Raw genomic sequence first — 14,697 nt, forward strand, 5'->3', positions numbered from 1 at the left:
ATTCATTTGCTTTTAAATTGAAGGAAAAAAAATGCGTATAGACCAGAGAGCTGTCGATCAACTTCGTGACGTAAAAATTACTAGAAACTATACTCGTTACGCAGAGGGGTCTGTTCTCATTGAATTTGGTCATACCAAAGTACTTTGTACAGCAAGTATTGATCATAGTGTGCCAAGATTTTTAAAAGGGCAAGGACAAGGTTGGGTAACTGCTGAATATGGTATGTTGCCAAGATCTACACATACACGTTCAGATCGTGAGGCTGCTCGAGGAAAACAAAGTGGTCGTACTCAAGAAATTCAGCGCTTGATTGGCCGTAGCTTACGTGCGATGGTCGATCTAAAAAAACTTGGCGAAAATACAATTACAATTGATTGTGATGTTATTCAAGCAGATGGCGGCACACGTACAGCTTCTATTACAGGGGCAGCGATTGCACTTGTAGATGCTATTAGCGTGTTACTTGAAAAGAAAAAAATTAAACAAGATCCTTTAAAAGGTTTAATTGCTGCAATTTCTGTAGGTATTTATCAAGATGAAGCTTTACTTGATTTGTGCTATGAAGAAGATTCGAATTGCCAAACAGACTTAAACGTTGTAATGACACAATCAGGTGAGTTTATTGAAATTCAAGGAACGGCTGAAGATAAGCCTTTCACACGTGAACAAGCAGACAGTATGCTTGCTTTAGCAGAGCAGGGCATTCAAACCCTTATTCAAAAACAGCAAGAAGCATTGGGTTGGTAAGCTTTTAAAAGCATAAAACCAGTTTTATCACTGGTTTTATACTAGAGGTATACGAGCTGATCGTATACCTCTAAAGAAAATTTTCAAATTTCAGTAATCTTTTAAATAACTCCACACGCAATACGACTACCACCACCACCAAGAGGTTTCGGTGTATCTGAGTAGTTGTCTCCACCGCTATGAACAACAATTGCATGCCCTCGAATATCTGCGAGTTTTAAACGTGGTGCAATGTTGGTTTCTTTAACATTTCCATCTGCATCGGCAGTAAGCAGAGGTAAATCACCTAAGTGACCAGTCATTGGTGTCCCATGATGTTCTGCATGGTTTGGATTGAAGTGACCACCCGCTGCTAAAGCTGCACCTACTTGTCCATCTTTTCCAACAGGCTGACATGAACCATACTCATGTACATGAAAACCATGAGGGCCTGATGGTATTTTTTCTAAATTAGTCTGAATTTTTAGACCTTCAGATGTGTCTTCCAAAGTTACCGTACCTAACTTTTCTCCTATGCCTTGTGCAGATACGGCATATACAGTAACTTTTTCTGTAGAATGATGATGCATTGAAGAAATTGTCGTACATCCTGTAACTATTAAAATACTTGTAAAGCATAGACCTACAGTCTTATAAAGTTGCTTCATCTTCATTTATTCCTATTTAATTTGAATTATAAGTATCGTAAAAGATCAATCAAATGCAGTAAAACAATCCTTGATTGCTTAAAAGATTGACCTTTGTATATCGAGTTTACAATTTTTTAGACAATATATGGCTAAAAATAACAGTGATTAAAGTGAAGAACTGTATCTAATAAGAATAGATGAAAGATAAGTTAAATTAAAAAATGAATAGACATTTTGTTTCAATAAAAATCTTAATTTTTATATAAAAATTAATTGCAAAAAAAGAGACGTATAGTTCGTTTAATAGTAATTTATTGATTTATATATCCTTTCAATAGGCTAAATTTATAGTGTTTAGCAGTGAAATAATATTAGACAAATTTATTTTTTTAAGTGATTGATAATGATTAACTTAATGTGCTAGTTTTGAGATTGAAGGAAATAAGAATTTAGCCAATTCAGGAAGATAGCGCTTTGCTTAGTTCTCGTGTCAGAGAAATGATAAATGAACGTTATTTGTGAATAATGATTGATCACTAAATTTTTACGGAATCATAAAGTAAAAAAGTCTGTATTTAATAAAACTCGTGTTATCTTAAATTTGTACTTTTTTGTGGGAAATGGAGTAAACGCAAAGAAATAACTTTTTCTATACTAATGTAGTATGTCCTTTGGGGCAGATAATGCCTAAGGTGTATTTTCATCGTGTAGAGGAAGTATATAGTCTTTTTTATTGACTTAATCTTGCGCTATTTTAAATAGTTTAATGGAGTCGGGAATGTCATATTTTGCGATTATATTTGAAACAGATGAAGCGAACTATGGGCGTGTTGAAGACGCAATTCATACCGTTTCGAAGGGAAAATGCCAAAAAATCTTACATAATTTTTGGGTGGTAGATACACTTTATCCTGATGCCAAAAAAGTTCGAGACTACATTAAAAACTATTTAAAACTCGATTTTGACGATAAAGTATTCGTTACCGCTATCAAAGAAGGGGAGTCTCCTTGGGCCTCTTGGGGACTAGAAAAAACAGCTGTTGATTGGTTAACGTCAAAAGCTTAGCCTCGTACCTGATATATTTTAAAGAAGATGGAAATTTTAATTTCAAAGGTGAATATAAAATGATTAATGTTGCTATTAATGGATTTGGTCGTATTGGTCGTAGCTTCGTTCGTGCACTTCAAGCAAAACAAAGCGAAATTAATGTTGTTGCAATTAACGATCTTGGATCAGTAAAACAACTTGCACATCTATTAAAGTACGATACAGCGTTTGGCAACTTTCCTGAAGAAGTTAAAGTAGAAGAAAATGCATTATATATTGGCGGCAAAAAAATCGCTGTTTATCAGGAAAGAGATCCAGAAAACTTACCTTGGAAAGAGCTTAACATTGATGTTGTTTTAGAATCTACAGGTGTATTTGTAAGTGGTCCTGCTGCTTCTAAACATTTAAAAGCAGGTGCGCGTAAAGTTGTTATTTCTGCACCAGCAAGTGAAGTAGATTTAACAATTGTTCAAGGCGTAAATAACGACCTATACGACAAAGAGAAACACAATATTGTTTCAAACGCATCTTGTACAACAAACTGTCTTGCACCTCTAGCAAAAGTAATTAATGATAACTTTGGTATTGTTGATGGTTTCATGACAACAATCCATGCTTATACACAAGATCAAAACTTACAAGATTCTCCACATAAAGATATGCGCCGTGCACGTTGTGCAGCACAAAACATTGTGCCGACATCTACAGGTGCAGCGAAAGCGATTGGTCTAGTTATTCCTGAATTAAAAGGTAAGTTAGACGGTGGTGCAGTGCGTGTACCAGTTATTACAGGTTCAATGGTTGACCTTACTGTAAACTTAAAAGAAACAGTAACGATTGAGCAAGTAAAAGCTGCTGTGAAAAAAGCTGCAGAAAATGAAATGAAAGGTGTATTGGCATATACAGAAGATGAAATTGTATCTTCAGACATCATTAAAAACCCTGCATCTTCAATTTTCGATGCTGGTTTAACAAATGTGATTGGCGATAAATTCTTAAAAGTAACAAGCTGGTACGACAACGAGTGGGGCTTCTCTAACCGTTTAATCGATACTATTGAACAAGTTGCTGTAAAATAATTTTTACAAGAAATTGTAATGATTAAAAAAAGCCGATATTTCTATATCGGCTTTTTATTTAAAGGAATAAGACAGTAACCCAAGTGATAAAAATAATAAAGAGTGCAACAAATTGGGCTGCACTACCCATGTCTTTTGCAATTTTTGCAAGCGGATGTCTTTCAAGTGAAATACGATCGACTACAGCTTCAATTGCTGAATTAAATAGTTCAACAATAATTGCAATTAGTCCTACTATGACTAATAAAATATGTTCAGCTTTAGAGGCTTGAATGAAAAAGCTAATTGGAAAAAGAACGAGATTTAAGTAAACGATTTGTCTAAAAGCAGCTTCATGCTTAAAAGCAGATTGAAAACCTGAAAGTGAATAATGGAACGCATGAATGATACGTTTTATTCCCTGATTGCCTTTAAATGGTGAATATTGACCCATGAATGAAATAAGTGCGTAATAAGCAAGATGAATGCTATGATACCTCGTATATAATTAAGTAAAAGTTAAATTTAATACGATATAAAAAATTACTTTTAAATGTAAGTTTTTGAATGACGACTTTATTAAAGTGGTATTCTGCGATTCTTTCGAAATGTGCATTGAATTGAGGCGATAAATGCAAGAAAAAACACAGCCTTTTTATATAGAAAATGGTGTTTTACACGGGGTGCGTCAAATACCATCTCCAAATTTTAATCAACGTCCTGAAAATACCGATATTCAGATGGTGGTTATTCATAATATTAGTTTACCACCTTCTCAATTTGGTCAGGGATATATTGAGCAATTCTTTCAAAATCAATTAGATTGGACACTACATCCATATTTTCAAACAATAAAGGGAATGGAAGTCTCTGCACATCTACTTATTTTAAGAACAGGTGAAGTCATACAATTGGTCAATTTTAATGACCGCGCATGGCATGCAGGGCGTTCGAATTATCTAGGCTTACCAGAGTGTAATGATTATTCGATCGGAATTGAGTTAGAAGGATGCGATGACTTGCCTTTTGAGAGTGTTCAATATCAAGCTCTTGTTGATGTAGTCAATTGTCTGCAACAGACGTATCCTAAAATTCAACATCATATTGCTGGACATTCAGATATTGCACCTGAAAGAAAAACAGATCCAGGACCTTATTTTAATTGGTCTCACTTTAGACAATTATTAGGTGAATATAACATCTCGAAATAAAAATCATCCATTTAAATTTAAATGGCCACATTCAACTCAATTTAGGTATAAAAAATGGCGCTTTGGCGGTCGACATTTGTCGTAAGTGCAATGACGATGCTTTCACGTATTTTAGGATTAGTACGTGATATGGTTCTGTTAAATGTATTCGGAGCAGGGAAAGAATTTGACGTATTTGTTGTTGCATTTAGGATACCTAATTTCTTTAGGCGACTGTTTGCAGAAGGTGCATTTTCTCAGGCATTTATTCCTGTTTTAACTGAATACAAAACCAAATTGCATGTTGAGGTACAAATACTAATTAGCCGAGTTTTTGGCTGTCTATTGTTGTTAATGTCTTCATTAACACTTATTGCTATGCTTGCTGCACCATATATTATTTATGTATATGCTCCGGGGTTTCATGAACATCCCGATAAGTTTGCCGATGCAGTACAGATGTTCCGTTTAACGATTCCTTATCTTATGTTTATGTCTTTGACGGCATTCGCAAGTAGTATCTTAAACAGTTATGGTTCATTTTTTAGTCCTTCATTTTCACCAGTTCTTTTAAACGCGATTATGATTGCGGCTGCTTGGTGGCTTACACCATATATGCAAACTCCTATTATGTCGCTAGGATGGGCGGTCATTGCTGCGGGTATTATTCAGCTTGCAATACAGATACCAGAGCTATGGCATAAGAAACTACTTATTCCACCTAAAGTAGACTTTCAACATGAAGGTGTGCGTAAGATTTTAAAACTTATGCTTCCTGCGCTATTTGGTGTATCTGTGACACAAATCAATTTGTTGTTGAATACGATTTGGGCATCATTTATGCAAGATGGCTCTGTATCTTGGTTATACAGTGCAGAACGTATGACAGAGTTACCTTTAGGATTGATTGGTGTTGCAATTGGTACTGTAATCTTACCTTCACTTTCAAGTAGACATGCCGAGCAAGATGTTGAAAAATTTAAAGCAATGATTGATTGGGCAGCACGTGTCATTATTTTAGTGGGTGTACCTGCAAGTCTTGCATTATTTATGCTATCTACACCGATTATTCAGGCACTCTTTCAACATGGAGAATTTACACCACAAGATACTAAAATGACTGCATTGGCGTTACAGTGTATGAGTGGTGGTGTTCTAGCATTTATGTTAATTAAGGTGTTTGCACCTGGTTTTTACGCGCAACAAGATACAAAAACACCTGTACGTATTGGACTTGTTGCTGTGGCTGCCAATGCCTTAATGAATGTTATTTTAATTACGTTCTTTAAATATATTGACTGGCATGCGCCTCATATGGCTTTAGGTATTTCCTCGTCATTCTCTGCGCTTGTAAATGCAGGTTTATTATATTATTTCCTCCATAAGCGCGATGTTTTTAGATTTGGGTCACACTGGAAAAAAATTGCACTACAATATTTTATTGCAAACATTGTTATGGCTATTGCATTAGCTATTGGCATCCATTTTTATAATGGAGAATTATCGCAGTGGTTGCGTATTGCTGAAGTATTGGGTCTTTGTTTCGTTGGCGTCGTTGCATATGCAGTGACGCTACTCATTGTTGGTTTTAGACCAAGAGATTTAAAGCATTCATAAAATAGCGAGAAATAAAAAAGTAGCTAAAATGCTACTTTTTTATTGTGAGTTGAATGCTTTTGTATTCCAAGGTGCTTTCATAAGTACTTTTGCAAGACCACAATATCCTGAAATACCTGCAAATACCAAACCCATACCGATTGCTGTAGAAATAAGAAAAAACCATGTCGATATGGTATAACCGAGCAATAGTCCTATAAGTATAAGTAAACCTGTAGTAATTTGTACCTGACGCTGAATATCTATAGGTTGTTTTAGATCTTGAACAATAGAAAAATTTTCATTACGCCAAGCGTCTATACCACCTTTAATTATATAATTTTGCTGAGAGAAATTTTTCTCTAAAAAATCTCGATTACTTTGTGTTCTATTACCTGATTTACAATAGAAAAATATAATCTTATTTTGGTACGCTTGCGTATGGTTTGCTAAGTCTTCGAGAGGGATATTAATCGCATGGCGAATATGTTCTCGCATATATTCTTGTTTCGAACGGATGTCGACAATTAGGGAGTCTTCTTGAATAAGCTGACGGGCTTCTTTAGCAGATATCTCATATATTGGCACTGTAATCTTCCTCTGTTATTCAGGACAAAAAATATCTTTGAGCGCACTTATCAGCTTTATGACATCTGGATTATGAATACGATAATATAAAGTCTGTGAGTCTCGTCGGTAAGTCACCAAATTTTCATGTCTCATTTTGGCTAAATGCTGAGACAAAGCAGAAGCGCTTAAGTCTATTTTTTTATTCATTTCTCCAACAGTCATTTCACCCTCCTGAATTAATAAGCATAAAATCATTAATCTTTTGGGATTACTGAGTGCTTGCAAAAAGCAGGATGCACTTAAAATATTTTGATATTGTTGCTCTGGATTCATGGTCTCTTTATTAATTTAGTAAAATCTAATTTAGATTAAACTAAATTAAAGAGGAATAAAAGCACACATTGATAAGTTTAGAGGTAAAAATAGTTTGAATTTAATGGAGATGGAATGAGAAAGAAAAAACATAAATGACTTTTTCTTTCTCAGAAATCTAAATAAGGTTACTGACTTCTAAACACGAAGTATATACAACCAAGTAGACATCCCATGGCCCATAGGTAGTCTAATTTAAAAGGTTGTTTGAACAAAAAAATCATAAATGGTGTAAAAACAATAAGTGTAATGACTTCTTGCGTAATTTTGACTTGTCCTAAAGACCAATTTGTTTGAGAAAGTAGTCGAGTTGCAGGAATCATAAAACTGTATTCAAGTAGAGCAATGCACCAACTAAATAAAATTGCTTTCCATAAAGGAGAGTCATGCATGAATTTTAAATGGCCGTACCATGCAAGTGTCATGAAGCAATTTGAAATAACAAGAAACAGAATTCCGTAATACATAATTGTTCAACATTCATTCTAGATGACTGATTATAGTTTATCTTTTAATGAAATCGCTTAAAATTTAAATGCCATATATACACAATATATTTAAAAATACATTTACGAAAAAATTGATTCTAAATGCTGCATAGTAGAAGTTAGCTCACTTAACATAGCTTGAGCAGATTTTGATATTTGTCTTCGGGGTGCTGTGCATAAAGCAAGAGTTAAAGGATGAATGTTTTTATCTTTGATGGGAATAAAGCACAACTCTTTTTTTAAAGTACTGTTCATAACATCTAACTGACTAAGAATTGCTAGACCTAAATTTTGTTTGAGTAGTGAGCGGATCATTTCAATATCATTGCACATAATATGTTGATTAGGATGAATCTGATGATGTTGGTAAATGGCTTCGATTCTTTCCTGAATGACGAGTGGGCGATGTGCGGTAATATGGCGTTGGTCTAATGTGTTAGAAATAGAAATTTCACTGAATTGTGCAAATGCATGTTGTGGTGATACTACAAATCCAATAGGAATTTCTAAAAAAGAAATTACCTCTAAATTTCGATGTTGTTTAGGTTCAAAAATAATCCCAAAGTCGACTTCATTTTGAATGATCTTATGTGCCACAGCATCGCTTTCGTCCACAGTCAGATTAAAATTAATCCAAGGGTACTTTTTGGACATTTTTGCAATAGCATCTATAAGAAAACTATCTGCTAATGCCGCAATACATGCAATATCGACGGTTCCTCGTGTAAGACCTTGAATTTCATCAAACCGTGTTTGTGTAATCTGAAAATCTTTTTTCCATTTTATTAGATCGGCGTAAAGTAATTCGCCTGCAAGGGTCAGACGCATACCATGAGGTAGTCTTTCAAAAAGTGGTACACCAAGTTCTTCTTCAGCCAGTGCAATTTGCCGATGTACTGCCGATACAGAAATATACAATTGATCAGCTGCTTGGCGCAGACTTCCTGTACTTGCCACTGCCATAAAATAGCTCGAGAAACGTGAAAATGGTGCATCCATAAGTGTTCTAAAAATTAGAATGAGATATTCAAATCATTATAATAGACGAAATAGTAGCTTCACATAATAATAATTTTAATTAGCCAAATAAGCGAAAAAGAAAATGATGAGTGCAGCGATAAAAACACAGTCCTTAAATATTGATTTGCCTGCTCATTGCACATTTTCTGTAAGCGATTGGCTTAAACTTGCCAAATATTGGTATCCCGTTGCACGTATAGAAGATATTCAAAATGAACCTTTAAAAGCGACACTTTTAGATGAAAACTTAGTCATTTATAAAGTAAAAGGAGAAATTATTGTTGCGAGAGATGTCTGCCCACATCGTGGCGTACCACTGACATTAGGTTCTCATGATGGAGAAGGTGTAATTTGTCCATATCATGGCTTACGCTTTGGCGAGGGTGGAAAATGTAATCGTATTCCATCTAGTCCACAGCAAGCGATTCCAAGTAAGCTAAACTTATATACCTATCGTGTTGTAGAGCAATATGGCTTGGTATGGACATGCCTAACACACGATACACCCGAAATTGTACCGAATATGCCACTTTGGCATGAAGATAATGTACAGCAGGTGGTATGCACACCTGTAGATATAGAAGCATTTGCAGGGCGACAAGTAGAAGGGTTCTTGGATGTTGCACACTTTGCATGGGTACATACAGGAACATTTGCAGATCCAGAAAATCAACTTGTACCCGACTATACGACACAAGAGACAGCACAGGGTTTTAATGCAGATTATTGGAGTACAGTTGGAGATTATCCAGCCAGCGATACTTTCAAGAAAGCAGACGATTTTAAAATTTTAAGACATTTTGAATTTCATTTGCCATTTACTGCAACACTTACTATTCACCTTCGAGGGGGCGCAAAGCAAGTCATTATGAATGCTGCTTCGCCTATTTCTGCACGAAAAACACGCCTATTTGCACCTATTGTGAAAAATTATGATCTAAATGACAACGTAGAAGATGTGATTGATTACAACCTGAAAATATTTGAAGAAGACCGCCTTATGGTTGAAACACAAAAACCTGAACGACTTCCTCTCGACTTAACTCTTGAGGCACATATTCCTGCTGATCGTAGCTCGATCATGTTACGCCGTTGTTTGAAAAAAGCAGGATTTGATCAGTTTTTTCTAATTTAACCACTGAATTCTCATAAGTAGCAAAAACGTTAAAGAGTCATTAAATATGGAAAAAATTCAGGTTGTTGTTAAAAGTATGTCACTTCAAGGCGATGGCAATATGGAGGTTGTATTCAAGTCAAAAGATAAAATGACTCTTCCTATTTGGGAGGCAGGTGCACATATTGATGTTTATTTAACACCAATGTTAATACGCCAATATTCTTTGGTCGGGCATCCATTGGATGAACAACATTATACGATTTGTGTAAAAAGAGAAAATAGCTCTCGAGGAGGTTCTGAATTTATTCACGATACGCTACGGGTTGGCTATGAGCTGACGATCTCATTGCCACGTAATTATTTTAAATTAGCACCATCAAATGAGTATTATTTAGTGGCAGGTGGTATTGGTATTACACCTATTTTAACGATGGCGGAATACTTAGAGCAGTCAAAGAAACAATTTAAACTTTTTTATTATGTAAAAACCATTGATCAAGTGGCTTTTTTAGAGAGACTAAGGGCTGACTTCCAGCATGGCACTATAGAAATTATTGAAACAATGGATGGGAAAAGTATTCGAAACAGTTTTCCTGATTTCCTAAAAGAGCCTCAAAAAGATAGCCAAATGTATTTATGTGGACCACAGGGTTTTATGGATGTGTGTATTGAAAAGTCTCTACTGCATGGATGGTCGAATGAGCAAATATTTTTTGAAGCTTTTGCTTCTATAAAAACAAATATTCCAATCAGTCCAGATAATGGTTTCCAAGTCAGATTAAGCTCTACAGGGGAAACATTTCATGTGCCCAACGACAAGACTATTGCAACGGTACTTATCGAAAATAACATAAATATACCTATTTCCTGTGAAATTGGCATGTGTGGTGCATGTTTAACTCAAGTGGTTTGTGGCGAAGTTGACCATCAAGATACTGTTCAGTCGGATGAAGAAAAACAAGCAGATCAGCAATACATTGCATTGTGTTGCTCTAGAGCCAAAAGTACAGTCTTAGAAATTAACTTATAGCAGTGGAAAGAAAGAGACGAGGTATAACATGAATGCAATCCCAGTCGTAAATTTAGTAAATAAGCCTTGCTATAGCCAATTTGAAGAAAGAGATTGGGAAATTTTATCACAACATTGGTATCCCGTAGCCACTATAGATGAGCTTTCCATAAAACCTAAGCAAGTTACGTTGTTAGATGTAAAAATTGCAGCTTATAAAACAGAAAGTGGAGACATTCATTTAGTACGTGATATTTGCCCACACCGTGGTGTGCCTTTGACTAAAGGATGGGTAGAAGGTGAGGATATTATTTGCCCATATCATGGACTACGTTATAACGCTGAAGGAAAATGCACTCATATTCCCGCACAGCCTGATTTAGTTAAAATTTCAGATCGGTTCTCACTCACAAAGTTTCCAGTTATTTTAAAATATGGTTTGGTTTGGACTAGTTTGCAAAATAGAAACCTTGAAGCTGCTTTACTTCCAGAGCTAGACACGTGGGAACATGAAGAGCATCAAAATATCTTGCCTCCATTTGTTGATATTTCAGGTTCAAGTGGTCGACAACTTGAAGGGTTTATTGACGTTGCACACTTTGCATGGGTACATCATAACGCATTTGCGAGCCGTGAAAATCCGATTGTTCCTAAATATTCAACCACAAAAACAAGCTATGGATTGCATACTGAATATGTGAGTGATGTGAGTAATTATCCACATGGATTACAGCACTTAGCGCCGAAAGATTTCTTATGGAAACGTGTGTTCGATGTATATCCACCATTTTCAGCAATATTGACAGTACATTTTCCAAATGATGGCGTGTTAAAAATACTTAATGCCTGTTGCCCAACTTCTCACAATAAAACTCGTCTATTTGTACCACTGACGCGTAATTTTGATACCACAGGAGATTTACAGGCAGTTTATGATTTTAATGCACAAATTTTTGCTGAAGATCAAGAGTTTGTCGAGTCACAAAAACCTGAGGAATTACCTTTAGATTTAACTATGGAGGCGCATTTTGAAGCAGATCGTTCTTCGACCATGTATCGGCGTATTTTGGCAGATTTGGGTTTAAGTAAAAACTATATTGTGTAGGAAAATAGAAAGTGAGGGCAGCGTAGAAATACACTGCCCAAAATTTTAAACTTTTTTTAGACTAAATAATAAATTGAGTGTAATTGCTGCAAAAGTGGCTGTACCAATACCACCTAAATTAAAACTACCAAAATGTAATTCAAAATTACCTGCACCGAGAATAATGGTTACAGCAGCAATAATAAGATTATGATTTTGTGCAAAATCAACTTTGTTTTGAATCCAAATTTTTGCACCTGCAATGGTAATTAAACCAAATACCACAATAGATGCCCCTGTAAGTAGTGCTGTTGGAATGGTACTAATTACCGCACCAAATTTTGGCGATAAGCCCAGTAAAACAGCGAACACACCTGCAATGACGAAAATAATTGAAGAATACACTCGAGTAACAGACATGACACCAATGTTTTCACCATAAGTTGTCATACCCGGTGCTCCGAGTCCACCAGATAAAGTTGTAGCCACACCATCTGCAAAAAATGCTTTACCAAGTTGTGGTGTTAGATTCTCATTGGTCATTGCGCTAACTGCTTTAATATGCCCAAGATTTTCAGCGACTAGAATAAGTGCGACTGGGGCAATAATTAAAATTGCATTGGTATCAAATGTTGGGTGTGTGAATGATGGCATTCCGAACCATGGTTGGGCAGCGATTTTTCCAAAATCGATGACCTGACCCAAACCTAAAATATTGGTTGCAACAATATAGATAATATAAGAAAGGACGAGTCCAAGCAGTAATAAAAGACGTTGTAATAAACCTTTAGTAAAAACAGCAACTCCACCCATACATAAAATGGTAATAAGAGCCATCCAAGTATCAAAAGGATTGCCCGCAATAGACTTTACTGTAACAGGTGCAAGGTTTAGACCAATAATCATGACCACTGCACCCGTAACCACAGGAGGCATGAGTTTTTCAATCCATTGTGTTCCTGTGCCCATGACAATCAGGCCAATGACTGCATAGGTTATACCACATGCCATAATGCCTCCGAGTGCAACACCTAAGTTAGGGTTTGCACCTGCACCAATCGCATGTCCTGTTGCTGCTGCAACGACAGAAATAAATGCAAAGCTTGAACCTAAATAACTTGGTACGCGTCCACCTGTAAGTATAAAAAACAAGATGGTACATATACCCGACATTAAAATGGCAAGATTTGGGTTAAACCCCATAAGAATAGGTGCAAGCACTGTTGCACCAAACATCGCGAAAGTATGTTGTAAACCTAAAACGATACTGTGTGATACAGGAAGATACTCGTTCGTTGCAACGGGACGATTTTCGGTTTCACCCTGATATGGGCGCCATTGAGGAAACCATGACATAAAAGAACCAAAGAAGCAGACAAAATTAAAACAATGATACGCGTTGTTGAAAAAAAATTCTGCAAAAAAATAATTTTTTTAAAGGATTCATAGATTCAAGATAAAATTAAAATATTGAAAAATATCATATATTCTGTATTTCTATACTCGTATGAACAATCTCATGATAGTTTGACAGTATATTGTTAATGATATCGAGTGATATATCTGGGCTATTGGTTTTTAATGCGAGAATACAAGAAAATCTATTTGTTCCGACTCTCCAAAGGTGTATATCTGTAATGGTGACTTTATCTTGAAGTGTATCAAAAGAATGAATAATACGTTCGACAAGTGGATGATCCATCTCTGCATCTAGTAAGGTTTTTCCTGCCTGTCGAATGAGACCCCATGCCCAGTGAGTAACTAAAAGCGCACCGACAATACCTAATAGTGAATCTAAAAAATTCCAACCTAAATATTTTCCTGCAAAGAGTGCAAGAATTGCAAAAATAGATGTTGCGGCATCTGCAATAACGTGTAGAAAAGCTGCTTTTTGATTAATATCATGGTGACCGTGACCGTGACCGTGACCGTGACCGTGACCGTGACCGTGACCGTGACCGTGACCGTGACCGTGACCGTGACCGTGGTTATCTTTAAGTAGCCATGCACAAATTAAATTTACAATGAGCCCAAGTGTTGCCACAAAAATAGCATCGTTATATTGAATCGCTATTGGGTGGAGTAAACGCATTGTAGATTCATATCCCATAAATACAGCAACCATCATAAGAATAATAGCGCTTGTATAAGCTGCAAGTACTTCGATTTTCCATGTACCAAAGCAAAAACGATGATCTTTTGCATAGTACTTTGCAGCTTTATATGCAAAATAGGCAAGACCTAACGCCACCATGTGCGAGCTCATGTGCCAACCATCTGCAAGTAATGCCATTGAATTAAATATACTGCCACAAACGATTTCGAGTACCATCATGACTGCTGTAAAAATGGTAGCAATTAAAATTTTTCTTTGGGCTAATGGATTACCCTGATCAAATACATGAGAATGTGCAGGAGAATATGTCCTCTTTTGCATAATATAAATCCTAAATATACTATACTGGGTATAGTATATTTCTTTCTTTAGGAAGTCTATATGAGTCATTTACATGAAAATCGAAAAATCTTAAATCGTCTAAGTCGGTTACAAGGCCAAATTAATGCAATACAAAAAACAGTTAACGACTCGGACAAGAGTTGTGTAGAGGTATTACAGCAAGTTGCCGCGGTAAAAGGCGCAGTGAATGGACTGATGAATGAATTGATTGAAGAACATTTAAAGCATCATGTACTCACAGGTACTCAATACAATGAAAGTGAAATGGAAGAGTTCTTTAAACTACTTAAAAAATATAGAGAGTAGATGG

At 35.9% G+C, this 14,697-nt stretch carries 17 protein-coding genes; 9 read left to right on the top strand and 8 right to left on the bottom strand.

The window, feature by feature from the left end:
- The first annotated feature begins 31 nt into the window (after positions 1 to 31).
- Positions 32 to 748, top strand: coding sequence for a ribonuclease PH (gene rph / locus OZX61_RS00165; protein WP_277094911.1), 717 nt, complete (start codon positions 32 to 34; stop codon positions 746 to 748).
- 101 nt (positions 749 to 849) lie between these two features.
- On the opposite strand, the gene sodC is transcribed toward rph, so the two are convergent.
- Complete coding sequence (gene sodC / locus OZX61_RS00170) at positions 850 to 1,395, bottom strand: superoxide dismutase family protein (protein WP_195771688.1); 546 nt, start codon at positions 1,393 to 1,395, stop codon at positions 850 to 852.
- A gap of 760 nt (positions 1,396 to 2,155) precedes the next feature.
- Between sodC and OZX61_RS00175 the strand changes: the two genes are divergently transcribed.
- Entirely contained in the window at positions 2,156 to 2,443 is a 288-nt protein-coding gene (locus tag OZX61_RS00175; RefSeq protein WP_195771689.1) for a hypothetical protein, read from the top strand.
- Between the two features lie 59 nt (positions 2,444 to 2,502).
- Entirely contained in the window at positions 2,503 to 3,504 is a 1,002-nt protein-coding gene (gene gap / locus OZX61_RS00180; RefSeq protein ID WP_195771690.1) for a type I glyceraldehyde-3-phosphate dehydrogenase, read from the top strand.
- A 58-nt stretch (positions 3,505 to 3,562) separates the two neighbouring features.
- On the opposite strand, the gene OZX61_RS00185 is transcribed toward gap, so the two are convergent.
- The gene (locus OZX61_RS00185) at positions 3,563 to 3,937 is read right to left on the bottom strand and encodes a diacylglycerol kinase (protein ID WP_195771691.1); all 375 of its coding nucleotides are present in this window, start codon (positions 3,935 to 3,937) and stop codon (positions 3,563 to 3,565) included.
- Positions 3,938 to 4,115: 178 nt separating this feature from the next.
- On the opposite strand from OZX61_RS00185, the gene ampD reads away from it, so the two are divergent.
- Positions 4,116 to 4,694, top strand: a complete 579-nt coding sequence (ampD, locus tag OZX61_RS00190) for a 1,6-anhydro-N-acetylmuramyl-L-alanine amidase AmpD (protein ID WP_195771692.1) — start codon at positions 4,116 to 4,118, stop codon at positions 4,692 to 4,694.
- Between the two features lie 54 nt (positions 4,695 to 4,748).
- Positions 4,749 to 6,290, top strand: coding sequence for a murein biosynthesis integral membrane protein MurJ (murJ, locus tag OZX61_RS00195; RefSeq protein WP_195771693.1), 1,542 nt, complete (start codon positions 4,749 to 4,751; stop codon positions 6,288 to 6,290).
- Between the two features lie 39 nt (positions 6,291 to 6,329).
- On the opposite strand, the gene OZX61_RS00200 is transcribed toward murJ, so the two are convergent.
- From OZX61_RS00200 to OZX61_RS00215, 4 genes are all read right to left on the bottom strand, one after another.
- Positions 6,330 to 6,857: a rhodanese-like domain-containing protein gene (locus tag OZX61_RS00200; RefSeq protein ID WP_277094913.1), complete on the bottom strand. Its 528-nt coding sequence runs from the start codon at positions 6,855 to 6,857 to the stop codon at positions 6,330 to 6,332.
- A 15-nt stretch (positions 6,858 to 6,872) separates the two neighbouring features.
- Complete coding sequence (locus tag OZX61_RS00205; protein ID WP_195771695.1) at positions 6,873 to 7,172, bottom strand: metalloregulator ArsR/SmtB family transcription factor; 300 nt, start codon at positions 7,170 to 7,172, stop codon at positions 6,873 to 6,875.
- A gap of 167 nt (positions 7,173 to 7,339) precedes the next feature.
- A complete protein-coding gene (locus tag OZX61_RS00210) occupies positions 7,340 to 7,678 on the bottom strand; it encodes a DMT family protein (protein ID WP_195771696.1) in 339 nt (112 codons plus the stop codon).
- A gap of 102 nt (positions 7,679 to 7,780) precedes the next feature.
- Entirely contained in the window at positions 7,781 to 8,698 is a 918-nt protein-coding gene (locus tag OZX61_RS00215; RefSeq protein WP_277094914.1) for a LysR family transcriptional regulator, read from the bottom strand.
- Between the two features lie 106 nt (positions 8,699 to 8,804).
- Between OZX61_RS00215 and OZX61_RS00220 the strand changes: the two genes are divergently transcribed.
- Genes OZX61_RS00220 through OZX61_RS00230 form a run of 3 tightly spaced genes read left to right on the top strand, consistent with a single transcriptional unit; the run spans position 8,805 to position 11,950 of the window.
- Positions 8,805 to 9,854: an aromatic ring-hydroxylating dioxygenase subunit alpha gene (locus OZX61_RS00220; RefSeq protein ID WP_277094915.1), complete on the top strand. Its 1,050-nt coding sequence runs from the start codon at positions 8,805 to 8,807 to the stop codon at positions 9,852 to 9,854.
- Positions 9,855 to 9,900: 46 nt separating this feature from the next.
- The gene (locus OZX61_RS00225; protein WP_277094916.1) at positions 9,901 to 10,866 is read left to right on the top strand and encodes a PDR/VanB family oxidoreductase; all 966 of its coding nucleotides are present in this window, start codon (positions 9,901 to 9,903) and stop codon (positions 10,864 to 10,866) included.
- Between the two features lie 28 nt (positions 10,867 to 10,894).
- Positions 10,895 to 11,950 carry an aromatic ring-hydroxylating dioxygenase subunit alpha gene (locus OZX61_RS00230; protein WP_237411871.1) on the top strand — a complete coding sequence of 352 codons (1,056 nt, stop codon included), beginning with the start codon at positions 10,895 to 10,897 and terminating at the stop codon, positions 11,948 to 11,950.
- Between the two features lie 45 nt (positions 11,951 to 11,995).
- On the opposite strand, the gene OZX61_RS00235 is transcribed toward OZX61_RS00230, so the two are convergent.
- Both OZX61_RS00235 and dmeF read right to left on the bottom strand, forming a co-directional pair.
- Positions 11,996 to 13,285 (bottom strand): solute carrier family 23 protein, encoded by a 1,290-nt coding sequence (locus OZX61_RS00235; RefSeq protein WP_277094917.1) that lies wholly within the window; start codon positions 13,283 to 13,285, stop codon positions 11,996 to 11,998.
- A gap of 124 nt (positions 13,286 to 13,409) precedes the next feature.
- A complete protein-coding gene (dmeF, locus tag OZX61_RS00240; protein WP_277094918.1) occupies positions 13,410 to 14,366 on the bottom strand; it encodes a CDF family Co(II)/Ni(II) efflux transporter DmeF in 957 nt (318 codons plus the stop codon).
- Between the two features lie 60 nt (positions 14,367 to 14,426).
- Here dmeF and OZX61_RS00245 point away from each other — a divergent pair, with 60 nt between their 5' ends.
- Positions 14,427 to 14,693, top strand: a complete 267-nt coding sequence (locus tag OZX61_RS00245) for a metal/formaldehyde-sensitive transcriptional repressor (RefSeq protein ID WP_277094919.1) — start codon at positions 14,427 to 14,429, stop codon at positions 14,691 to 14,693.
- Positions 14,694 to 14,697: the final 4 nt, after the last annotated feature.

The sequence above is a fragment of the Acinetobacter sp. ESL0695 genome (assembly GCF_029392135.1).
Taxonomy (GTDB): Bacteria; Pseudomonadota; Gammaproteobacteria; order Pseudomonadales; family Moraxellaceae; genus Acinetobacter; species Acinetobacter pollinis.